This is a genomic window from Bradyrhizobium sp. USDA 4532, assembly GCF_024171315.1.
GTDB classification, from domain to species: Bacteria; Pseudomonadota; Alphaproteobacteria; order Rhizobiales; family Xanthobacteraceae; genus Bradyrhizobium; species Bradyrhizobium australafricanum.
In genome coordinates, this window is sequence record NZ_JALJZN010000001.1 from 1,338,913 (window position 1) to 1,359,574 (window position 20,662).

At 65.0% G+C, this 20,662-nt stretch carries 27 protein-coding genes and 1 tRNA gene; 17 read left to right on the forward strand and 11 right to left on the reverse strand.

Features of this window, described 5'->3' with window-relative positions:
* The first annotated feature begins 2 nt into the window (after positions 1 to 2).
* From J2R76_RS06485 to J2R76_RS06515, 7 genes are all read left to right on the forward strand, one after another.
* Entirely contained in the window at positions 3 to 308 is a 306-nt protein-coding gene (locus tag J2R76_RS06485) for a DUF5076 domain-containing protein (RefSeq protein ID WP_018271806.1), read from the forward strand.
* A gap of 2 nt (positions 309 to 310) precedes the next feature.
* Positions 311 to 1,681: a pyruvate dehydrogenase complex dihydrolipoamide acetyltransferase gene (locus J2R76_RS06490; RefSeq protein ID WP_253623843.1), complete on the forward strand. Its 1,371-nt coding sequence runs from the start codon at positions 311 to 313 to the stop codon at positions 1,679 to 1,681.
* A gap of 12 nt (positions 1,682 to 1,693) precedes the next feature.
* Positions 1,694 to 1,870 (forward strand): hypothetical protein, encoded by a 177-nt coding sequence (locus J2R76_RS06495; protein ID WP_168858567.1) that lies wholly within the window; start codon positions 1,694 to 1,696, stop codon positions 1,868 to 1,870.
* Positions 1,871 to 2,113, forward strand: a complete 243-nt coding sequence (locus J2R76_RS06500; protein ID WP_057016535.1) for a hypothetical protein — start codon at positions 1,871 to 1,873, stop codon at positions 2,111 to 2,113.
* A gap of 17 nt (positions 2,114 to 2,130) precedes the next feature.
* Complete coding sequence (gene lpdA, locus J2R76_RS06505; protein ID WP_168858566.1) at positions 2,131 to 3,552, forward strand: dihydrolipoyl dehydrogenase; 1,422 nt, start codon at positions 2,131 to 2,133, stop codon at positions 3,550 to 3,552.
* A gap of 177 nt (positions 3,553 to 3,729) precedes the next feature.
* Positions 3,730 to 4,971 carry a threonine synthase gene (locus J2R76_RS06510; RefSeq protein ID WP_057016596.1) on the forward strand — a complete coding sequence of 414 codons (1,242 nt, stop codon included), beginning with the start codon at positions 3,730 to 3,732 and terminating at the stop codon, positions 4,969 to 4,971.
* Between the two features lie 79 nt (positions 4,972 to 5,050).
* The gene (locus J2R76_RS06515; protein ID WP_253623844.1) at positions 5,051 to 6,019 is read left to right on the forward strand and encodes a tripartite tricarboxylate transporter substrate binding protein BugD; all 969 of its coding nucleotides are present in this window, start codon (positions 5,051 to 5,053) and stop codon (positions 6,017 to 6,019) included.
* Between the two features lie 48 nt (positions 6,020 to 6,067).
* Here the strand turns inward: J2R76_RS06515 and J2R76_RS06520 are convergent, their stop codons facing one another.
* A complete protein-coding gene (locus J2R76_RS06520) occupies positions 6,068 to 8,287 on the reverse strand; it encodes a lytic transglycosylase domain-containing protein (RefSeq protein WP_253623845.1) in 2,220 nt (739 codons plus the stop codon).
* A gap of 300 nt (positions 8,288 to 8,587) precedes the next feature.
* Between J2R76_RS06520 and J2R76_RS06525 the strand changes: the two genes are divergently transcribed.
* Complete coding sequence (locus J2R76_RS06525; RefSeq protein ID WP_253623846.1) at positions 8,588 to 9,436, forward strand: SMP-30/gluconolactonase/LRE family protein; 849 nt, start codon at positions 8,588 to 8,590, stop codon at positions 9,434 to 9,436.
* A gap of 20 nt (positions 9,437 to 9,456) precedes the next feature.
* On the opposite strand, the gene J2R76_RS06530 is transcribed toward J2R76_RS06525, so the two are convergent.
* Positions 9,457 to 9,681 carry a hypothetical protein gene (locus J2R76_RS06530; RefSeq protein ID WP_253623847.1) on the reverse strand — a complete coding sequence of 75 codons (225 nt, stop codon included), beginning with the start codon at positions 9,679 to 9,681 and terminating at the stop codon, positions 9,457 to 9,459.
* Positions 9,682 to 9,743: 62 nt separating this feature from the next.
* On the opposite strand from J2R76_RS06530, the gene J2R76_RS06535 reads away from it, so the two are divergent.
* Complete coding sequence (locus J2R76_RS06535) at positions 9,744 to 9,881, forward strand: hypothetical protein (protein WP_155258394.1); 138 nt, start codon at positions 9,744 to 9,746, stop codon at positions 9,879 to 9,881.
* 37 nt (positions 9,882 to 9,918) lie between these two features.
* Here the strand turns inward: J2R76_RS06535 and J2R76_RS06540 are convergent, their stop codons facing one another.
* The 3 genes from J2R76_RS06540 to dctP are packed head-to-tail and all read right to left on the reverse strand — an operon-like array spanning position 9,919 to position 12,847.
* A complete protein-coding gene (locus J2R76_RS06540; RefSeq protein WP_168858563.1) occupies positions 9,919 to 11,277 on the reverse strand; it encodes a TRAP transporter large permease in 1,359 nt (452 codons plus the stop codon).
* The gene (locus tag J2R76_RS06545) at positions 11,274 to 11,828 is read right to left on the reverse strand and encodes a TRAP transporter small permease (RefSeq protein WP_194295317.1); all 555 of its coding nucleotides are present in this window, start codon (positions 11,826 to 11,828) and stop codon (positions 11,274 to 11,276) included. Before J2R76_RS06545 ends, J2R76_RS06540 begins: the two co-directional genes overlap by 4 nt.
* Positions 11,825 to 12,847: a TRAP transporter substrate-binding protein DctP gene (gene dctP, locus J2R76_RS06550; protein WP_076825488.1), complete on the reverse strand. Its 1,023-nt coding sequence runs from the start codon at positions 12,845 to 12,847 to the stop codon at positions 11,825 to 11,827. Before dctP ends, J2R76_RS06545 begins: the two co-directional genes overlap by 4 nt.
* Positions 12,848 to 13,223: 376 nt before the next feature.
* On the opposite strand from dctP, the gene J2R76_RS06555 reads away from it, so the two are divergent.
* Entirely contained in the window at positions 13,224 to 13,457 is a 234-nt protein-coding gene (locus J2R76_RS06555; protein ID WP_253623848.1) for a pentapeptide MXKDX repeat protein, read from the forward strand.
* Positions 13,458 to 13,511: 54 nt separating this feature from the next.
* On the opposite strand, the gene J2R76_RS06560 is transcribed toward J2R76_RS06555, so the two are convergent.
* Both J2R76_RS06560 and J2R76_RS06565 read right to left on the reverse strand, forming a co-directional pair.
* Entirely contained in the window at positions 13,512 to 13,868 is a 357-nt protein-coding gene (locus J2R76_RS06560) for a DUF6481 family protein (RefSeq protein ID WP_057016541.1), read from the reverse strand.
* Between the two features lie 208 nt (positions 13,869 to 14,076).
* Positions 14,077 to 14,301: a hypothetical protein gene (locus tag J2R76_RS06565; protein ID WP_057016542.1), complete on the reverse strand. Its 225-nt coding sequence runs from the start codon at positions 14,299 to 14,301 to the stop codon at positions 14,077 to 14,079.
* Between the two features lie 188 nt (positions 14,302 to 14,489).
* On the opposite strand from J2R76_RS06565, the gene J2R76_RS06570 reads away from it, so the two are divergent.
* Both J2R76_RS06570 and J2R76_RS06575 read left to right on the forward strand, forming a co-directional pair.
* Positions 14,490 to 14,666: a hypothetical protein gene (locus J2R76_RS06570; RefSeq protein ID WP_162832424.1), complete on the forward strand. Its 177-nt coding sequence runs from the start codon at positions 14,490 to 14,492 to the stop codon at positions 14,664 to 14,666.
* A 139-nt stretch (positions 14,667 to 14,805) separates the two neighbouring features.
* On the forward strand, positions 14,806 to 15,081 hold the full coding sequence (locus J2R76_RS06575) for a hypothetical protein (protein ID WP_050384538.1): 276 nt from the start codon (positions 14,806 to 14,808) through the stop codon (positions 15,079 to 15,081).
* A gap of 15 nt (positions 15,082 to 15,096) precedes the next feature.
* Here J2R76_RS06575 and J2R76_RS40590 read toward each other — a convergent pair whose 3' ends face one another.
* The gene (locus J2R76_RS40590; protein WP_256522279.1) at positions 15,097 to 15,228 is read right to left on the reverse strand and encodes a hypothetical protein; all 132 of its coding nucleotides are present in this window, start codon (positions 15,226 to 15,228) and stop codon (positions 15,097 to 15,099) included.
* Positions 15,229 to 15,481: 253 nt separating this feature from the next.
* On the opposite strand from J2R76_RS40590, the gene J2R76_RS06580 reads away from it, so the two are divergent.
* From J2R76_RS06580 to J2R76_RS06590, 3 genes are all read left to right on the forward strand, one after another.
* A complete protein-coding gene (locus J2R76_RS06580) occupies positions 15,482 to 15,697 on the forward strand; it encodes a hypothetical protein (protein ID WP_026192800.1) in 216 nt (71 codons plus the stop codon).
* A gap of 140 nt (positions 15,698 to 15,837) precedes the next feature.
* Positions 15,838 to 16,752, forward strand: coding sequence for a 2-dehydro-3-deoxygalactonokinase (locus tag J2R76_RS06585; RefSeq protein WP_253625992.1), 915 nt, complete (start codon positions 15,838 to 15,840; stop codon positions 16,750 to 16,752).
* Between the two features lie 11 nt (positions 16,753 to 16,763).
* On the forward strand, positions 16,764 to 17,399 hold the full coding sequence (locus J2R76_RS06590) for a 2-dehydro-3-deoxy-6-phosphogalactonate aldolase (protein WP_057016545.1): 636 nt from the start codon (positions 16,764 to 16,766) through the stop codon (positions 17,397 to 17,399).
* Between the two features lie 16 nt (positions 17,400 to 17,415).
* Here J2R76_RS06590 and J2R76_RS06595 read toward each other — a convergent pair whose 3' ends face one another.
* Positions 17,416 to 17,721, reverse strand: coding sequence for a hypothetical protein (locus J2R76_RS06595; protein ID WP_168858558.1), 306 nt, complete (start codon positions 17,719 to 17,721; stop codon positions 17,416 to 17,418).
* Between the two features lie 232 nt (positions 17,722 to 17,953).
* On the opposite strand from J2R76_RS06595, the gene J2R76_RS06600 reads away from it, so the two are divergent.
* Together J2R76_RS06600 and J2R76_RS06605 are read left to right on the forward strand one after the other, a co-directional pair.
* The gene (locus J2R76_RS06600) at positions 17,954 to 18,367 is read left to right on the forward strand and encodes an SRPBCC family protein (protein WP_168858557.1); all 414 of its coding nucleotides are present in this window, start codon (positions 17,954 to 17,956) and stop codon (positions 18,365 to 18,367) included.
* 20 nt (positions 18,368 to 18,387) lie between these two features.
* Positions 18,388 to 18,627 (forward strand): YdeI/OmpD-associated family protein, encoded by a 240-nt coding sequence (locus J2R76_RS06605; RefSeq protein WP_253623849.1) that lies wholly within the window; start codon positions 18,388 to 18,390, stop codon positions 18,625 to 18,627.
* 663 nt (positions 18,628 to 19,290) lie between these two features.
* Here J2R76_RS06605 and J2R76_RS06610 read toward each other — a convergent pair.
* On the reverse strand, positions 19,291 to 19,749 hold the full coding sequence (locus J2R76_RS06610; protein WP_076825495.1) for a DUF992 domain-containing protein: 459 nt from the start codon (positions 19,747 to 19,749) through the stop codon (positions 19,291 to 19,293).
* Between the two features lie 737 nt (positions 19,750 to 20,486).
* A tRNA-Arg gene (locus J2R76_RS06615) sits at positions 20,487 to 20,563 on the reverse strand.
* Positions 20,564 to 20,662: the final 99 nt, after the last annotated feature.

Here is a 20,662-nt window from a genome sequence, read left to right on the forward strand (position 1 = left end):
CGATGGCCGGTCCCAAGGAGCAGCCGCTGCCGCCTGACGTGATGGGCCGCGACGACGCCATCGAGGTGCTGCGCGCCTTCGTCGTCGATGGCGGCCTGTCGATCGCGTTCCAGCGCGCTTTCGAGGAGCCGGACATGTGGGGGCTCATGCTGGTCGACATCGCCCGCCACGCGGCGCGCGCCTATGCGCGCGAGAGCGAATACACCGAGGACGAGGCGCTCGCGCGCATCGTCGAGATGTTCGAAGCCGAAATCGCCCGGCCGACCGACATGGGCCAAACCAAACCGCGGTCGCAACAAGGTCACTGACAATGCCGATCAATATTCTCATGCCCGCGCTGTCGCCGACGATGGAAAAGGGCAACCTCGCCAAGTGGCTCAAGAAAGAGGGCGACAAGGTCAAGTCCGGCGACGTGATCGCGGAGATCGAGACCGACAAGGCGACGATGGAAGTCGAGGCGGTCGACGAAGGCACGATCGCCAGGATCCTGGTGCCCGAGGGCACCCAGGACGTGCCGGTCAACGACGTCATCGCGGTCATGGCCGGCGACGGCGAGGATGTGAAGGCGGCGGCCAGCGCCGGAGCGGGCGCCGCACCTGTCGCGAAACCCGCCGAGGCGCCGAAGCCCGCCGCGCAGGCCGCGCCGGCGGCGGCTCCCGCACCGGCGGCGGCGCCTGCGCCGAAGCCGGCCGCAGCGCCAGCGCCGGCAGCGGCGCCTCAGGCTGCTGCACCGGCCGCGCAGGCTAACGGCCACGCCCGGGTGTTCTCATCGCCGCTGGCGCGCCGGCTGGCAAAGGAAGCCGGCATCGATCTCGCCCGCATCACCGGCACCGGCCCGCATGGCCGGGTCATCGCGCGCGACGTCGACGAGGCCAAGTCCGGCAAGGGCCTGAAGGCGCCGGCGGCAGCGCCCGCCGCGGGACCGAGCATCGCGCCGTCAATGTCGGACAAGCAGATCCTCGCGCTGTTCGAGCCGGGCTCCTACGAGGTGGTGCCGCATGACGGCATGCGCCGCACCATCGCGCAGCGTCTCACCGCCTCGGTGCAGAACGTCCCGCACTTCTACCTCACCATCGACTGCGACATCGGCAAGCTGCTCGCCGCGCGCGAGGAGATCAACGCCGCAGCGCCGAAGGACAAGGAGAAGAAGCCGCTCTACAAGATCTCGGTCAACGACTTCGTCATCAAGGCGATGGCGGTCGCGCTGCAGAAGATTCCGAACTGCAACGTCAGCTGGACCGAAGGCGGCATGCTCAAGCACAAGCATTCCGACGTCGGCGTCGCGGTGGCGATGCCGGGCGGCCTGATCACGCCGATCATCCGCAAGGCCGAGACCAAGACACTTTCGACCATCTCCAACGAGATGAAGGATTTCGCCGCCCGCGCCCGCGCCCGCAAGCTGAAGCCGGAGGAATATCAGGGCGGCACCACCGCGGTCTCCAACCTCGGCATGTACGGCATCAACCACTTCACCGCCGTGATCAACCCGCCGCATGCCTCGATCCTCGCGGTTGGCACCTCGGAGGAACGTCCGGTGGTGCGCGGTGGCAAGATCGAGATCGCGCACATGATGAGCGTGACGTTGTCGTGCGATCACCGTGCGATCGACGGCGCGCTGGGCGCCGAGCTGATCGGTGCCTTCAAGCAGCTGATCGAAAACCCTGTGATGATGATGGTGTGACGGGCATCCGCCATGTACGCGATCGTCGGTCCGTACGTCCTGCTCGCCGCTATCGCCGTCGCGTTGCTCGTCGCGGTCAACCGCGACCTGATATCGACGATCCAGTTCAGGATCATGATGATCGGCGCCGCGGTGCTGGCGCTGGCGTGGTCCGTGTTCCTCGGTGCGGTATGGCGGGAGTACGGATGAATGGCCAGCATGGCTCGCACGCGCTGGCCCTGGATCTCGCTGTTGCTGTCGGCCGCACTGGTGCTCAATCCGGTCGGATTGGATTTTCTACACTCCGCGTTCTTCGCCGGCGAGCAGCTGGCGCGGAACATCGCCCAGCCGATCGTGCTGACGGCCCTGGCCATCATGGCCCTGGTGATCGGACTCGAATGGCTGGTCAGGTCATTGATCGCAAGAAGCCGCGCCCGCGGCGTCACACGTTGAGTTGAACGGGAGCCGCCATGGCCGACACATCCTTTGACGTCATCATCATCGGCTCCGGCCCCGGCGGCTACGTGACCGCGATTCGTGCCGCGCAGCTCGGTTTCAAGACCGCGATCGTCGAGAAATCCTATCTCGGCGGCATCTGCCTGAACTGGGGCTGCATTCCGACCAAAGCGCTGCTGCGCTCCGCCGAGATCTATCACTACATGCAGCACGCCAAGGATTACGGGTTGTCGGCCGACAATGTCTCGTTCGATCCGAAGGCGGTGGTGCAGCGCTCGCGCGGCGTCTCGAAGCGCCTCAATGACGGCGTCGGCTTCCTGATGAAGAAGAACAAGGTCACGGTGATCTGGGGCGACGCCACGATCGATGCCCCCGGCAAGATCACGGTGAAGAAGTCGGCGGTCGAGGCGCCGAAGGGCGCCAGCGGCGAGGGCACCTATCAGGCCAAGCACATCATCGTGGCGACCGGCGCGCGGCCGCGCGTGCTGCCCGGGCTCGAGCCCGACAAGAAGCTGATCTGGACCTATTTCGAGGCGATGGTGCCGGAGCGGATGCCCAAATCGCTGCTGGTGGTCGGCTCCGGCGCGATCGGCATCGAGTTCGCCTCGTTCTTCCACACCATGGGCGCCGACGTCACTGTGGTCGAGGTGCTGCCGCAGATTCTCCCGGTCGAGGATGCGGAAATCGCAGGGCTCGCCCGCAAGCGGTTTGAGAAGATGGGGATCAAGATACTCACCTCGACCAAGGTGACAAAGCTCGAGAAGAAGGCCGACAGCGTGGTTGCGACCATCGACGACGGCAAGGAGAAGCCGCAAGCGGTGGAGTTCGAGCGCGTGATTTCGGCGGTCGGCGTGGTCGGCAATATCGAGAATCTCGGGCTGGAGAAGCTTGGCGTCAAAACCGATCGCGGCTGCATCGTGATCGACGGCCTCGGCAAGACCAACGTTCCCGGCATCTATGCGATCGGCGACGTCGCGGGACCGCCGATGCTCGCGCACAAGGCCGAGCATGAGGGCGTGATCTGCATCGAGGCGATCAAGGGTCTGCATCCGCATCCGATGGACAAGCTGATGATCCCGGGCTGCACCTACTGCAACCCGCAGGTCGCCTCCGTCGGCCTCACCGAGGCCAAGGCCAAGGAAGACGGCCGCGAGATCCGGGTCGGCCGCTTCCCGTTCGTCGGCAACGGCAAGGCGATCGCGCTCGGCGAGGACCAGGGCCTCGTCAAGGTGATCTTCGACAAGAAGACCGGCCAGCTGCTCGGCGCCCACATGATCGGCGCCGAGGTCACCGAGCTGATCCAGGGCTACGTCGTGGCGATGAATCTGGAGACCACGGAAGAGGAACTGATGCACACCGTGTTCCCGCATCCGACCTTGTCGGAAATGATGAAGGAAGCGGTGCTCGACGCCTATGGGCGCGTGCTGAATATTTGAGGCTGCGAACGGCGGCCACGGTCCCGTCATCCTGAGGAGCGCGGAGCGCGTCTCGAAGGATGCACGGCCCGGAGCGAGCAGCGGGGCTCGTCGCCCTTCGAGACGGCCGCTGCGCGGCCTCCTCAGGGTGACGGGCCAAACACCGGTCAAAACGAACAGCAAGAAAGAACAGAGCCAGTGAAAGACAACGACAACCTCACCATCGAACGCCCGACTTTCGTCACCCATCTCGAATGCGCGATGGAGGGCGATCATTATCCCGCCGACCAGGTGCACAACCTCTCCAAGGCCGGCAAGCCGCTGCTGGTGCGCTATGACCTTGCCGGGGTGAAGAAGGCGCTGACGAAGGACGCCCTGGCGCAGCGTCCCGCCGATTTGTGGCGCTACCGCGAGCTGCTGCCGGTGCGCAAATGCAAAGATATCGTCAGCCTCGGCGAGGTCACGACGCCGCTGATCCGGCTGCCGCGGCTCGGCGCCAAGCTTGGCGGCGGCGAGATCATTGTGAAAGATGAAGGCCGGCTGCCGACCGGCTCGTTCAAGGCACGCGGCCTGGTGATGGCGGTGTCGATGGGCAAGGCGCTCGGCATCAAGCACATGGCGATGCCGACCAACGGCAATGCCGGCGCGGCGCTGGCGGCCTATGCGACCTCCTGCGGCATCAAGACCACGATCTTCTGCCCGGCCGATACGCCGGAGGTGAATGTCAGCGAGATCGAGCTGCAGGGCGCCACCGTCTATCGCGTCAACGGCTATATCGATGACTGCGGCAAGATCGTCGGCGAGGGCAAGGCGAAGGTCGGCTGGTTCGATACCTCGACCCTGAAGGAGCCGTACCGGATCGAGGGCAAGAAGACGATGGGGCTTGAACTTGCCGAGCAGCTCGGCTGGGACGTGCCCGACGTGATCTTCTACCCGACCGGCGGCGGCACCGGCCTGATCGGCATGTGGAAGGCGTTCGACGAGCTCGAGAAGATCGGCTTCATCGGAAGCAAGCGCCCGCGCATGGTCGCGGTGCAGGCCTCCGGCTGCGCGCCGATGGTGCGGGCCTATGAGGCCGGCACCGAGCACGCCGCGCGCTGGGAGGACGCCCACACCATCGCCTCGGGCATCCGCGTGCCGCAGGCGATCGGCGACTTCCTCATCCTGCGCGCGGTGCGCGAGAGCAAGGGCTTTGCGATCGCCGTCGATGACGACAAGATCAGCGCCGCCCTCAATGAGGTCGCGCGCGAGGAGGGGCTGTTGCTGTGCCCCGAGGGCGCCGCGACCTACGCCGCCTACAAGGAGAGCCTCGCCGACGGCCGTGTCAGCAAGACCGACCGCGTGATGCTGTTCAACTGCGCCAGCGGCCTGAAATACCCGCTGCCGCCGATCACCCGCACGCTCGACCGGCACAAGCCGATCGACTTCTCGCAGTTCTGACGCCTCATCCGAAGGGCCATCTTGTCGAGAGGTGGCCCTTCAAAAATAATTGGAAACAAGAAAATTGAGGGAGAGCGTGATGCGGAAGCTGGTTCTGGCCGTGTTGGCGATGTTGGCGTTAACGGGGACCGTTTCCGCGGAAACCTATCCGACGCACCCGATCACCATCGTGGTGCCGTTTGCCGCCGGCGGTCCTTCGGATGCGATGGCGCGCATCCTCGGCGAACGAATGAAGCAGTCGCTCGGTGAGGTGCTGCTGATCGAGAACGTGACTGGAGCGGGCGGCTCGATCGGCGTTGGCCGCGCGGTGCGCTCGGCGCCCGACGGCTATACCATCTCGTTCGGCCATCTCGGCACCCATGTCGCCAACGGCGCGATCTACAAGCTCGGCTACGACCTCGTCACCGATCTCGAGCCGGTGGTGCTGCTGCCGAGCAACCCGATGATCATCGTCAGCAAGAACGCCGTGCCGGCGAAATCGCTGAAGGAATTGCTGGAGTGGCTGAAGTCGCGGCCGGCGCCGCCGACCGCGGGCACCGCCGGCGCCGGCAGCGGCAGCCATATCGCCGGGCTCTATTTCGAGAACGTTTCCGGCATCAAACTGCAATATGTACCGTATCGCGGCACCGGCCCGGCGCTGAACGACCTCGTCGCCGGTCAGATCGACATCATCGTCGACCAGACCTCGAACTCGATCAATCAGGTCCGCGCCGGCAATATCCGCGCCTATGCGGTCACCGATTCCAAGCGGGTCGCGAATGCGCCTGACGTTCCGACGGTCGACGAGGCCGGCCTGCCGGGCTTCCACATGACGCTGTGGTCCGGCCTCTGGGTGCCGAAGGGTACCCCGAAGGAGATCGTGGCCAAGCTCAACGCCGCTGCGGTCGAGGCGATGGCCGATCCGGCCGTGCAGAAGCAGCTCGAGAATTTGGGCTTGCAGATGCCGCCGAAGGATCAGCTCACGCCGGATGCGCTCGGTGCCTGGCAGAAGGCGGAAATCGCCAAATGGTGGCCGATGATCAAGGCCGCCAACGTGAAGGTGGATTGAAACTTGTCATCCCGGCCGCGCGCAATTGCGCGCTAGGCCGGGACGACGTTATTGCGACGGCATTGCCTCAGCCGGCGCCGCGTTGCTCTCCTGCGTTACGACGCGTTCGCCGTTCTTGGCCACTGCCGTGTCGGCATCCTCGAACCGCGCCTGGTAGACCGCGAAATTTTCCATCACGCGCTGCACGTAGTTGCGCGTCTCGGAGATCGGGATCCGCTCCACCCAGTCGACTGGATCGACCTTGGGATCGCGCGGGTCGCCGTAGGCCTTGATCCAGTCGCGGACGCGGCCGCGGCCGGCGTTGTAGCCGGCAAAGGTCATGATGTGGCAGTTGCGATATTCCGACAGCAACGCGCTGAGCTCGGCTGCGCCCATCTGGGTGTTGTAGACCGGATCGGACACCATCCGGCTCCAGTCATAGCTGACGCCGAAGCGCTTGGCGGTGTCACGACCGGCCTCCGGCGTCACCTGCATCAGGCCGACGGCGTTGGCCGCCGACTTGTCGCGCTGGTCGAACGCGCTTTCGGTACGCGCGATCGAGTAGGTCATGCTGCGCCCGATATCGGGCGCGATCGGCGTGTGCTTGGGAATACCGATCACCGGGAAGGCGTAGTGGTCGAAGGCAAAGCCGCGCGCGAGCGCGATCTTGCCGATCTGCAGCATGGCCCGGGCATCGTTGCGGCGGCCGGTGAGCTCGCCGAGCGCCTCGAGCATCCCGACATCGGTGCTTTCCTCGGCGAGGTCGGCGGCGAAATAGAGCACGATGTCGGGCTCGCCGATCGCATAGAGCATATCGGCGGCGCGGACCCGCTCGTCGGCAGCTATGCTGCCGGCGCTGGCGGCCGGCGAGGGCGCGCGCAGCTCGACGCTACCATCACGGCCGAGCTTGGCCAGCGCGAGCTGACCGTAATAGGCCGTCGGGTAGCGCGCGGCGGCCTGGTAGTCGGCCCGCATCGCCGCGGAATTGCCGAGTGCCTCTGCGGTGCGGCCACGCCAATAGGCGGCGCGCGCCAGCACGGTCGGGTTGGTCTGGCCCTCGTCGATATGCGCGAAGTGCGCCGCGGCGGTCTTGGCGTCGTTGAGATAACGCAGCGCGATCCAGCCGCGCATGAAGTGCATGTCGGAGCGGTAATAAGGATTGTCCGGCGCCGCCGCGGGCCGGATCACGTCATAGGCCGCCTGGTACTCGCCCTGGTCGAGCAGCTTGCGGGAGAGGATGCGGCGCTCGCGCCACCACTGGTCGGTGTCCTGCTGCGCCATCGTCTCGGGCTCAGCCGCGATCGTCACGCGCGCGGCTTCGTCGACCTTGTTCTTCGCAAGCAGCCACTGAATTCGGCACAGCGTGTAACCGAGATCGCGGCGGGCATCGGCCGGCACATCGTTGAGCGTGTCCTCTGCCTTGCTGGATCGTCCGCGGACCGCGCTGCAGGCTTTCACGATCGCCAGATCGTCGCTGCCGAGCCGCTGCGCCGCGCGCCTCGCGCCGGCGAGATCCTTGGCGCCGATCAGCTTGTCCATGCGCGCGCGATGGTCGTCGCGCGTCAGCAGGTCCTTGAACGCATCATAGGCGTCGCTCTCGGAGCGATCGGACAGCTCCTCCGAGCGCCAGGCGTCGCGCACCAGCCGGGTGGCGCCGTCGCGGTCGCCTTCGGCCAGCAGCGTGCGGGCGAGCGCGAACTTGCCCTTGGCGCTGATCGGCTGATCGAGGGTGAAGCCGTGCACCGTGGCCGGATCGCTGCGCTCCTGCCAGATCCGCGCTTCGGCGCGCTTGCGCAACAGCGTGACGCTAGGCCAATCCGGATTGGCCGTCACGAATGCCGCATAACGGCTGAACGGCGCGCTCGATTCCGAGTGGCGCAGCAGATACCACTCGACGAGTTTTCGCCCGACCGGGTCGGTGATCCTGGCCTGGATGTCGGTCGCATCGCTGGTCTTGCCTCTGCGCGCGGCGAGGATCGCATCCCTGATCGTGGCGAGATCGCCCGACAATTGCGGCCCTGCGGGCTTCTCCGGCTCGGGCGCCTTCTCAGCGGATTTGGAAGGATCGGATTTGGCCTTCGCGGATTTACGTTTGTCGGCGCCATGTCTGGCGTGCCGCCGCTTGCCGGAGGTGCTCTCGCGCGCGGCCTTGCCGCCATGCGCCTTCTTGTCCCCGTGGCCGCTCTTGGCCTGGTGCTGGTGATGCGGCTTGGCGGTCGCCTGGACCGGAAGCAGCGCGAGCGCGGCGGCGGTGGCGAAGCACGCCAGCGGACGTAGGCAACGGTTCATTCCCTGGTCCCCCCTGAGAAACCATGAGGCACAACAGAACGCGTCATACGGCGTCACAACCGCCGCAGATTATCACTACCCTCGATTCTCGAGTCTTAATGCAGCTGCAACTCAACAGGGAAAACGCGGCGAAATATGGAATATGGCGTGTGGAACCCGCTGGAACCGGGATTATTACGGGTGAAAACGGACAGGCAGCACCGTGCTTTGACCGGTTCCGCCTGAGTTGTATCGTCGTAGCGAGCGCACGTGGGGGCCGACGATGTCACTGCAACATCACTTTTCTCGAACCGGTGCATCATGACGGCGCGCCTCAGAACGATCCTCGACGGCGGCCGCTATTTCGAAGGCCCGCGCTGGCATCGCGGGCGGCTCTGGTTCGTCGATTGCATGGCGCGGGCGCTTCTGAGCATCAGCTCGTCGGGCGAGTTGCAGGAGCATGCTGCGCTGACCGACGACACGCCGTGTGGTCTCGGCGTGCTGCCTGATGGCGACATCGTCGTGCTGACGATGTTCAGGAAGCGGCTGCTGCGGTTTTCCGATGGAGCGCTGTCGCTCTATGCCGATCTCTCCGAAGTCGCGACCGGCACGATCGACGACATGATCATCGACGGGCAGGGACGCGCCTATGTCGGCGATCTCGGCTTCAACCTGCCGCCGCCGGAGCGCCGCGGTGCGGTCGGCCGGATCATCCTCGTGACGGCCGATGGCAGTGCGCGCGTCGTTGCTGAAGGCTTGCGGTTTCCCAACGGCATTGCCGTCTCCTCCGACCATCGCCGACTCGTCGTTGCCGAAATGGATGGCGCCGGTCTCGCCGAATACGACATCGCGCCGGACGGCGGCCTGAGCCTGCGCGGGCGGTTCGGCAGCATCAACGATCCCGACGGCATCTGCCTCGATGCCGACGGGGCGACCTGGGTCGCGTCTTTCACGGAAGATGCTTTTGTCCGGATCGATCGCACCGGTGTGGAGCGCGAGCGCATCACGGTGTCTGGCCGCCGCGCACTTGCCTGCGCGCTCGGTGGCGCGGACCGCAGGACGCTGTTCTGCCTGAGCGCGGAGACGTCCTACGAGGAGCTCCGCAAGGGCACGTCCACATCGCGGATCGATGTGATCGAGGTCGACACGCCGGGTGATGGCTATCCGTGAGCCCTGGCCGCAGGCAAGTCTCACCTCTTCTTTTTCTTCTCTTTCTTCTTCAGGATATCGGCCTGGCTCCTGAAAGCACGGGCGAGGGAGCGCATCTGGTTGGCGACAAGTGCGTCGGCCGTCGTCAACGCAACCCGCTCCGCGGTCTGCGCCTGCCTGCGAATTGCCTTGGCCATTTTCATGAAGGAACCAATCGCGCCGCGTCGCTCTGGTTCCTGCACGCGCGACGGCGGCTTGAAGCCCATCTCGCGGCCTTGAGTTTTGTTCTTGTTTCGTTCATATTAGCGCGCTCCGGGGGAGTGCTGCCATGGACGCCGAGCGAGACCGCGAAATCATCAGGCTGTGGAACGAGCTCCGCCGGCTGCAGCGCGAGGGACGTCCGACGGCGTTGCTGGTCCGCCGGATCGAGAAGGCGCTCGCGGAACGCGAGCAGGAGGCCGCCTGAAACTACGGTCTGCCGCGTTCCTCTGCGCGACAACGGTCTAGCGCCCGCCGTCCGGCCCCATGATCAGATTCGGCAGCCAGGTCGAGATCTCCGGAAAGAAGCAGAGCAACAGCACTGCGAACATCATCAGCAGCACGAATGGCAACGTGCCCCAGATCACCTCGCTCAAGGGGATGTCGGGCGCGACGTTGCGGATCACGAAGATGTTGAGGCCGACCGGCGGATGGATCAGGCCCATCTCCATCACGATGGTCATGACGACGCCGAACCAGATGATGTCGAACTCGGCCGCGCGCAGCGGCGGCAGGATGATCGGCGCGGTCATCAGGATGATCGAGACCGGCGGCAGGAAGAAGCCGAGCACGATCACCATCACGAGGATCGCAAACAAGAGCTCCCAGCGCGGCAAGTGCATGGCGACGATCGCCTCCGCCGCCGACTGCGAGATGTGCAGGTAGCTCATCACATAGGAATAGAGCAGTGACATGCCGATGATCAGCATCAGCATGGTGGACTCGCGGATGGTCGATTTCAGGATCGGCGACAGGTCGTTGGGTGTCCACACGCTGTAGATCACGGCGATCAGCCCGAGCGCCAGGAGGCCGCCGAGGCCGGCGGTTTCCGATGGCGTGGCGTAGCCGCCATAGAGCGCAATCATCACGCCGGTCAGCAGCAGCACGAACGGGATCACGCGCGGCAGCGCACTGAAGCGCTCGGCCATGGTGAATTCGTCATGCTGCAGGATCGCCGCGTCCTTGCCGGTCGCGTCATAGACGGCGCGGGCCATGGCGTATTCCTTGCGGAAGCGGAACACCGCGTAGAAACCGAACAGCGTCACCAGCAGCAGGCCGGGGCCGATGCCGGCGAGAAACAGCCGTCCCAGCGATTTCTCGGCTGCGACGGCGAACAGGATCATCGTGATCGAGGGCGGCAGCAGGATGCCGAGCGTGCCGCCGGCGGCGATGATGCCCGCGGCAAAGCCGCCGGAATAGCCGCGCTTGCGCATCTCCGGGATGCCGGCCGAACCGATCGCCGAGCAGGTCGCCGGCGAGGAGCCGGCCATCGCCGCGAACAGGGCGCAGGCGAATACGTTGGCGACGCCGAGGCCGCCGGGCACGCGGTGCAGCCAGGCGTGCAGCGCCGAATAGAGGTCCTGGCCGGCTCGCGATTTGCCGATCGCCGCGCCCTTCAGGATGAACAGCGGGATCGACAGCAGCGTGATCGAGGCCATCTCCTCGTAGACGTTCTGCGTCACCGTATCGAGCGAGGCCGCCGGCATGAAGATCGCCATGAACACGACCGCGACCGCACCGAGCGCGAACGCGATCGGCATGCCGGAGAACATCGCAAACAGGGTGGCAAGTCCGTAGGAGATACCAATACCAAACACGGTCATCGGCGCGCGCCACCCGTCAGCGGAATGATGATTTGCAGGAGGATCTGCACGCAGAGCAGCGTCATGCCCAGCGCCATCAGCACGTAGGGGATGGCGAGCGGCGGCGACCACATCGAGTTGGACACCTGGCCGTCGACATAGGCTTCATGCGCCAGGGTCCAGGATTTCCAGGCGAAGAAGGCGCAGAACGCGAAGCTCGCGACGTCGACCAGCCACAGCCGGATGGCGTTGGCGCGCGCCGAGAGCAGCCCGACGAACGCCTCGATGCTGACATGGCCGCGCTGGCTCTGCACATAGGCCGAGGTCATGAAGGTGGCGCCGACCAGGAGGAAGACGGCCGCCTCGTCCTGCCAGTAGTTCGGGCTGTGGAACAGGGCGCGGCCGAGCACGCTGTAGCTCAGGATCACGCAGGCCGCGACCAGGGCGAGCGCGGCGAACACCACGATGATGTTGTTGCAGATGGACAGCGCGCGCCCAAGCACGGCCACGGGCGTGTTGCCCGCGGCGATGCTTGCGGTTTCGGCCTGATCCGCGACCGGACCATGGATCATGCGGCGACGTCGCTAGCGAGCTTCAGCAGGTTGGCGGCGGTGGCGGTCTTGGCGCCATAGTCCTTCCACGCGGTATCGCGCGCGATGTCGCGCCACTTGCCGACAATGGTTGCATCGAGCGCGCTGACCTTGGCGCCGGCCTTCTCATAGACCTTGGCGACTTCGGTATCGTCGTCCTGCGCCCCCTTGCGGCCAAACGCCTCGAGCTCGGTGCCGACGGCAAGGATGATGTCCTGCTGGTTTTTCGGCAGCTTGTCGAAGATTGCCTTCGACATCATCAACGGCTCCAGCATGAACCAGTAGGAGGCGCCGGCGCCGGAGGTCAGCGATTTCGCGACCTCCTCGAGGCGGAACGAGATCAGGCTGGTGGAGGAGGTGATGCCGGCGTCGCAGGCGCCGGTCTGCATCGCGGCGTAGAGCTCGTTCGACGGCACCGACAGCACGGCGGCGCCGGCGGTCTGCAGCACCATGTCCATCTCGCGCGAGCCGCCGCGCACCTTGAGGCCCTTGGCATCTTCAGGCGCCACGATCGCCTTGGAGCGGCTGGCGACGCCGCCGGCCTGCCAGACCCAGGAGATCAGTAGAATGCCCTTGTCGGCGAGGAAGTCGCTCAAGGCCTTGCCGACCGGCTCCTTCTTCCAGCGCAGGCCCTGGTCGTAGGTGGTGACGAGGCCCGGCATCAGGCCGATATTGGTCTCCGGCAATTCGCCGCCGGCATAAGGCATCGGATACAGGCTGAGATCGAGCGCGCCCTTGCGCATCGCCGAGAACTGCGCGTTGGTCTTGATCAGCGACGAGTTCGGGTAGACCTCGGCGGTCAAATCGCCGCCCGAGCGCTTGGCGACCTCGGCCGCGAACATCCTGCACAGCCGGTCGCGGAAGTCGCCCTTGTCGATGGTGCCGCCGGGGAACTGGTGGGAGATCTTCAGCGTGGTCGCGGCATGCGCGGTCCCGATGCCCATCCGCAGGACGGAGGGTGCGGCGAGGGCGGAAGCGAGGACGTGGCGGCGTGTGAGCATTGTTCTCCCCTGAGAGCTTCTTGAGTGGCTGTTAGGCCGGCGCGGAGCTTTAGCTTAGCCGGTCTTCGCGTGAATATTCTCTAGTCTGATAGTTCGAGGCGCCCTGATAGTGCGAGCCGATACGCGGCTGCAAGTCCTGACGTTCTAGTCCTGACATTCAAGTCCTGACGTTCAAGCCTTGCCGTTGTTGCGGTGCACACTGATGCGCGGTGACGCCGCTTCGTCACGCAACCGTCGCGCGACCAGCCGCCGGGCGACCGCAGCCGTGCTGCTTCAAGAATTCGTTATTGGAGGTAACGACGGCCGGCGCAAGTGCGTCGAGTAGAGAGCGGCAAGTCGTCGCGCTCACATTCGACCACACAAGGGATCATCACCAATGACCACCAAGACCCGCCTCGGCCTTTCCGCCGCGCTGCTCTCGTTCAGCCTGGCGCTGGCGCCCGCCGCCTTCGCTCAGGACAAGATGGGCAAGGATGACGCGATGAAGAAGGAAGACACGATGTCCAAGGATGCCATGAAGAAGGACGGTGGCATGATGAAGAAGGACGACGCCATGAAGAAGGACGGCGGCGAGATGATGAAGAAAGACGACGGCATGAAGAAGAACTGACTGCCGTCATCGCCCGCTGTCCGCAGGCCCGCCGCTGGCGGGCCTGGTTGCGCCTTAGCGCTTCTTCTTGCCGCGCTCCTTGCGTGCCGCGTAGCGGGCATCGCGCTTGGCCTTCTGCTCGGCGAGCAGCGCCTCCTCGCGGGCGGCTTCCTCTTCCTTCTCGCGCGCAATGCGGGCGGCCTCGGCGGCGGCGGCCTCTTCCTCGCGGCGCTTCTGCTCGGCCTTTTCGGCCTCGCGGGCTTCCTTGGCCTTGGTGCGGCGTTCGGCAATCGCCGCGCGCTCCTCGGCACGTGCCTTCACAGCGGGATCGTCAGCTCCCGGCTGGGCGCGAAACTTGTTGAGGAGGTTTTGCCGCGCCTGCAGGGCCGCTTTCTGGCGGTCGGCAAAACCCGGTTCCTTGAAGCCACTCATAGAGGAAGCCTTGCTGCTTTCTGTTCGGGTGATGGATGGGGTTGGTTCGGCGTTTCAATAAGTGAGTGGCGACGAAATTGCCAGTGGTGAACGGAGGGCTGTGGAGCAAGGGAGATATGAGCCAGCGTCAAGCGGCCATCGTTCGCCCCGCGGACGCGTGGTGAGTGGCTGGTCACCAAGGGCTGTTGAACAAGGGCCGTTGAAAAGTTCAGCCGCGCTGGAGGTGCTCGCGTCGTCCGTTACCCAGGACCTTGGCGACCGTCTCGGCGGTCATCGCGCTCCGGTCCGAGGCGCGTTGGGCTTCCAGCCTATCGCGCGCCCTTTCGACGATCAGTAGGCTGATCAGCCGCTGCCTGCTGCTCTCATCGACAGCCTCCGAGAGCAACTGCCTGTAACGCTGATAGTCGTACGTCGTCGCTTCTTGTTCGCTCATCGGCACGCCCCGCACACGCGCTCCACTTCAGCGAGTAGTCTTTCGCGAGTCGCCCCTGGCGCGCAACGGAATTGCGGTGCCGACAGCCGCGGCCGTGCATTTCGTTGTGCGACTGTTGCAGAATTGATCGCACGCAACCATGCAAAGGGTCATGATGCGGACCGTGGCAACCGGGAACCGAAGCGGGCATGAGCGAATCCGACGACGGAGGCAGCAGAAGGGGCGCGCTGATCGGACTGCTGGTCGCAGCGGTCATGCTCGCGGTCGGCCTCTGGCTCGCGCATGACCTGACGGCGGCGAGCAAGATGCAGGACTGCCTGATGTCGGGCCGGACCAACTGTAATGTGATCGAGCCGGCGCGCTAACCCCGTCTTGCGGCAGTGCAATATCGATCCCACATCAATCCCAAAGACTCGGGCTGAACTGTTTGATCCCGGTTGTGATTCCGATCACACGTGGACAGGCGGCTGCCTCGTCTCCTGGAGATCGGCGGGAACCAAGGCCATGATGTCCAAGCTGTGGTCCGGAAAGGGCGCGGCGCTGGCTGCCGCAGGCGCGGCGGGTGCCGTTTTGGTGGCGTATCTATCCCTGACACTGGCGTCGCCCGAGCCGGTGTCCAATGCGGCGCTCGGACCGGAATGGCAATGCAGCCGGGTTGCTTTCGTGCTGACCACCTGCACAAGGGGGACCGAGGCGGAACGCGAGGCTGAGGCCAAGCCGGAAGGCGAGGTCAAGGCGATCCCGGTGCGGGCGAAGGACGATTGTCCGCCAGAACTCTAGCGGCCGTATTTCAAGTCATTTCTTGGTGGTACTGCGCGGCTTGATCGACAGGCCGAGGCGCATCGCCATCTTCTTGATCCGCTCCGGCGAGCGGCCGGTCGCCTTCACGACCTCCTCCAGCGACTTCGAGGAGCGTGCCAGTTCCATCAGTCGTCGGTCCTCCTTGAACGACCACCGCGGCTTTCGGGCCATCTTGTTGGTTTCCTTGTGCATTGCTGGGCAACAAAGCCGCCAGGCGGGGTCGCCTGACGGCCTTGCCGGTGTGGGCCCGGACCTTGGGGAAATGTCCGGTGGATAAGCAATACTGCTTCCGAATAAGGCCGCAATTGAAACCGGAATTTAACCTAACCCATCAAGGTTACTTGCAACATTACTCGGATACGGCGTGGCAGGAGGCCTTATGCGCAAGGTCGCCATTTTGAGTGCCGCAGCATTTTTACTGTCCGGTTGCTGGTCCGACCCGGAGGTTACGGGATCGACCAACAGCTGTGCGGCCAATCTTTACAGTCAGTACAATCCCAAGGTCATGGATCAGTGCGTCAACGCCTGCATCAAATGTGACCGCGGCAACGTTACGACCTGCACGACCTCCTGCACGCTGAAGGGCGCGCGGTAATCGATCCGCGCGTCCGATGCCAGCGAGGCCTCGTGGCGTCACGCCACCGAGCCGCCTTGCGTGGCGCGATGATCGCCTTTATCGCGTCTGGCAGCGGCGCCGTCGGCGCGCGGGACACTGAGAGCGTGGAACAGGGCGCGATGAGCGGGCTTTCCTATGTCGCGGTCGACTGGGGCACCAGCAGCTTCCGGCTCTGGCTGACGGGCGCCGGTGGCAAGGTGCTCGGTGAGCGCCGCAGCGATGAAGGCATGACCGCGGCAGCCAGGACCGGCTTTGCGGCCGTGCTGCAATCGCATCTCGATGCGCTGGGTGTGCCGGCCGACCTGCCGGTCGTGATCTGCGGCATGGCGGGCGCGCGGCAGGGCTGGGTCGAGGCCGGCTATATCGATACGCCGGCGCATCTGTCGGACATCCTCAAGGGCGCTGTCGTGGTCAGCGGGCAGACGCGCGAGATCCGTATCCTGCCCGGGATCGCGCAGCGTGATGCCGCCGCGCCGGACGTCATGCGCGGCGAGGAGACCCAGCTGCTGGGGGCGCTCGGCTTGAATGCGCCGGGCGAGGCGCTCGTCTGCATGCCGGGAACGCATTCCAAATGGGTGAGGGTCCGCGGCGGAACGGTCGAACGCTTTGCGACCTTCATGACCGGAGAGCTGTTCAGCGCGGTCGCGCGCGACACCATCCTGTCGCACGCCGTCGCCGGCGCCGAGGAAGCGGTTGACGGCGATGCGTTCCGCGCGGCGGTCGCGGCGGCATTCGCGGCGCCGGCGCTAGCGGCCAATCTGCTGTTTCGCGTGCGATCGCGGCAGCTGCTGTTCGGCGGCAACGCACAGGCCGCGCGCGAGACGATCTCGGGCACGTTGATCGGCGTCGAACTCGCGGCGGGCCTTGCGGAGCGGGAGCAGGGAGCGCCGGTTACGCTGGTTGCCTCGGGCCGGTTGCAGCGGCTCTATCAGATGGCGCTCGAAGCCCTTTCGATTCCGCTCAATGTCATGGATGCGGAGGAGGCGGTTCGCCGTGGCCTCGCCGGCGCAGCGGCGGCGATCTGGAAGAAGTGAGGGATCAACGCATGAGTATTCCGTTTCCGCCGATGAAGCGGCCGCTGGTCGCGATCCTGCGCGGCGTCAAGCCGGACGAGGTGCTGGGCATCGTCGGCGCGTTGCTCGACGCCGGCATGACCGCGATCGAGATTCCGCTGAACTCGCCAGAGCCGTTCCGCTCGATCGAGATCGCGGCGAAGCGCGCGCCGGCCGATGTTCTGATCGGCGCGGGCACGGTGCTGACTGCAGCCGACGTCGATCGCCTGCACGACGTCGGCGGCCGCCTCATGGTGTCGCCGAATGTCGATGTCGAGGTGCTGGCGCGTGCAAGGGACCACGCGATGATCACGATGCCCGGCGTGTTCTCGCCGACGGAAGCGCTGCTCGCCGCGCGCGCGGGGGCATCTAGCCTGAAATTCTTTCCGGCCAGCGTGCTCGGCGCCGCCGGCATCACCGCGATCCGCGCCGTGCTGCCGCCGGATGTGACGATCGCCGCGGTCGGCGGCGTCTCGGACCAGAATTTCGCCGAGTATGTGAAGGCAGGCATTCGCGCCTTCGGTCTCGGCAGCAGCCTTTACAAGCCGGGCATGACGGCCGCGGATATTGCGGTCAGGGCACGAGTGACGATCGAGGCGTACGACAAGGCCGTGCAGGGTACCGGTTAGGCTCGGTGCAAGCGCGCTAATCGTCCCGCCTGCCGCCGTCGATCACCCTGAACAGCGGGGCCGCCTCGCGGGGATTCTCAAGCAGTTCTTCGACCATGGCGATCGCGGCCGCGACGTATTTCCCGGTCGCGGCGTCCAGCGGCCGTTCGGCTTCGTCCGAGAGTGCAAGCATTGCGCCTTCGAGCAGCTTGCGGGTGCGGACGGCGGACTCGTCGCCGGCGGTGAGGGCGGCGCGCGCGATCGATCGCAGCACGAACAATTCGCCCTCCAGCCGCAGCAGGCGGTCGTTCAGCTTGCTCAGGACGGTGTTCAGGTTCCGCATGACGCGCTCTCCGGGCATTGGACCCGTCTTCCATACACGGTCATTCCTGACGAAATTCTTGTGGCGACCACGCACCATTTGGTTGGTTGAATGGCGTCCCGGATCTCCTCATGTTCCCGGCGGCCCGGGCATTGCCATTTGACGAAGGCGTCGATGGCCCTAATAGAATGGCCGCGGTCCGGCGCCGCCCGGGAGGCGCGTCAGCTTCACCCATCGCTACGAGGGAATAGATATGAGGATTGTCGTCGAAACGACCGTTGCCGCGCCGATCGCGGATGTCTGGCGCGCCTATACGACGCCCGACGACATCAAGCAGTGGAACGCGGCTTCCGACGATTGGCACACGACCGCCGCGACCGTCGACCTGCGCACCGGCGGCGCCTTCTCGTCACGGATGGAAGCCAAGGACGGCAGCATGGGGTTCGATTTGGCCGGCACCTACACCAGGGTCGAGGAGCCCCGGCTGCTCGAATATTCGTTCGGCGATCGCAGCGCGCAGGTCGCATTCACGCCGGAGACCGGCGGCGTCAAGGTGCAGGTCAGCTTCGACAGCGAGGATACCCACTCGGTCGAGCAGCAGCGCGACGGTTGGCAGGCGATCCTGGATAACTTCAAGCGCTACGTCGACGCCAAGCGGCGGTCCTGATCCGGCGATCGGAGGGCGGCGTGACGCTGAAGCGACCCCGCGCGGCGATGCCGGCGAGCATTCGCCGCGAGCTCGATGCTGCCGGACTGATGCAGGCGTTCAAGACGCGCCCGCCGTATCAGCGCAACGACTATCTGCACTGGATCGGCCGCAGCGTGCGAACTGCAACACAGCGCAAGCGGATCGACCAGATGCTGGCGGAATTGAAGGCCGGTGGGGTGTATATGGGAATGGCGCATCGGCCGAGCAAACCAAAGTGAGACTCTCGCGGCGTGACCGCTGCGCGCTGTGCGTTCGCATCGCTCGCGTGATGTTTTGGTCGTGCGAATCCTCATCGAACAAAAAGGACGATCTGGGAATCGTCCATCGCGGTCCTGAAAAATATCGACGACCGATGCGCGCACTCTCAATCCTCTAGAGAAACATTCTTGGATTAAAAAAATTGCGAAGCGCGCTGCCGGAGCTCACGGCAAGTGGAACCTGCAATCGCACGAACGGAAAGCGATCAGTCCCTCAATCGCCGCCGGAACTTTGTTCACGCACGGAGAACTACGGAATCGTTTCGTGCGCTGAATGATAAGACGCGAGTGATTTCACGGCACACGGCGAACATCGAAAAAGAAAGGCCTCAGCGCGTGGGCCACGCTGAGGCCAAGTAGACACTTTGGTCGTGAGGCACCGTCGCCGGCGCCTCGATGCCTAACCTATCTTTGTTTCTGTGTTTCCAAATGGCCCATTTGGGCCATGCCGCGTGATAGCCAATTTGGGACATGCGCCGCTGGCACAAAGTGTGCAGACTTGGAGCTGTCAGGATTTTGCATCACCTTCCTGGGGCTAGGGCCAGCGCCGTCCGCATCTATTTCAAGCGGACGGCGTTGTGCATTCCGGCGGCCGCGCCGGCCATCGCCTGGCTGCGCTCAGGGTCAGCGGTCCACCGGCCGAATCTCGAGGTTCTCGATTTTCAGGGGCGGCGTTGAGGGGACGTTCCGCTCGTTCAACGGATGCAGCGTGATCGGCGTATTCGTGCCGCCGGCGAGAACGTTGACGCCGGCGCCGTCGGCATGGGCGTAGCCGCCGGCGAGATCGTCGCTTCCAAGCCACGGCACGGGCGCCATCACCTTCCAGGTCATGGCGACTTCTTGATCTCCGATCAAAACGCCGAGGTTGCGGATGGCCGCGACATAACGACTGTCCGGCGTGCTATCGACGTGCAGCACGCAATTGAGGTTGGTCACCGGACCCACCACGAACCCGGTATCGGGTCCGCCACGACACTCAAGCGTTCCGGCCTGCACCTGCTGCGCATTGGCGGCTGCGAGCGGCGCAGCGAGAACCGCCGCACCACACAGAGCAGAGGCGATCGGACGGCTTGTCACACGCATGGTGCTGGATAACGCGGATCGGCGCGCAATCGGCCCATGACCCCGCGTGCGGCCTTCGCTTGTGGTTAAGAGAGCCTTAGAGATTGGTTTGATTGCTGCCGACGGTCGACGTTCGCGAGCGACCGGCCAGGAGGACGACGATCAACCAGCGGCGATCCTTTTCATCGCCGTGCCGGCTGACACCTTGATGGCGGAGCGATCGACGTCGAACGAGCGTGCTTGATTTCCAGGCAGGAGAGGCCGCGGGCGAAGCAAGGGAATGGTCCCGGCACTGACGCCGGACCGTTCGGATCATGGCGGTGAGCCCGTCCCGAAAAATTACGCCGCCGGGCTCGAAATGCATTGTCCCGGCGGCGCCTGTTCCAATCTGGGCCCGCAATCCCAGTCATGTTTGTGTCTGCAAAACCGGCGCCAAGGTTCGAGCGCCCCCGTAATCATACGGGGACTGGGCGTCCCGCGATGGATTGGTGTTGGCTGCTTGTGCGCTGGCAAAGGTCCGATTGTCTGGGGTGATCCAAGCCGCGGCGGCTAATCGCCACCGATGCTCCGCCCGGTCAGATATGATGCTCGAGCTTGCGCATCTCCTGCAGGCGAGACAGGCAGAAATCCCGATACAATTCGTTGATGAAATCCCACATGACCTAATCCCCTTGGTCCAATGCCGGGACGCTACGCCGGGTTTGTTTCCGGCCGGCTTCGCGGCTTGCGAAAAATGGTTTCATTGAGGGGGAGTAGGGTGGCGATCCCGGCAGGATTCGAACCTGCAACCCGCGGAGTAGAAATCCGCTACTCTATCCAGTTGAGCTACGGGACCGTGGCGGCCTTGTAGCACCGCCAATATGAAAAATCCGCCTTTCCGCCAAGTCCGTCCGAACCGATTTTTGTGGTCGAACGACAAAGGCGAGCAGGGCGC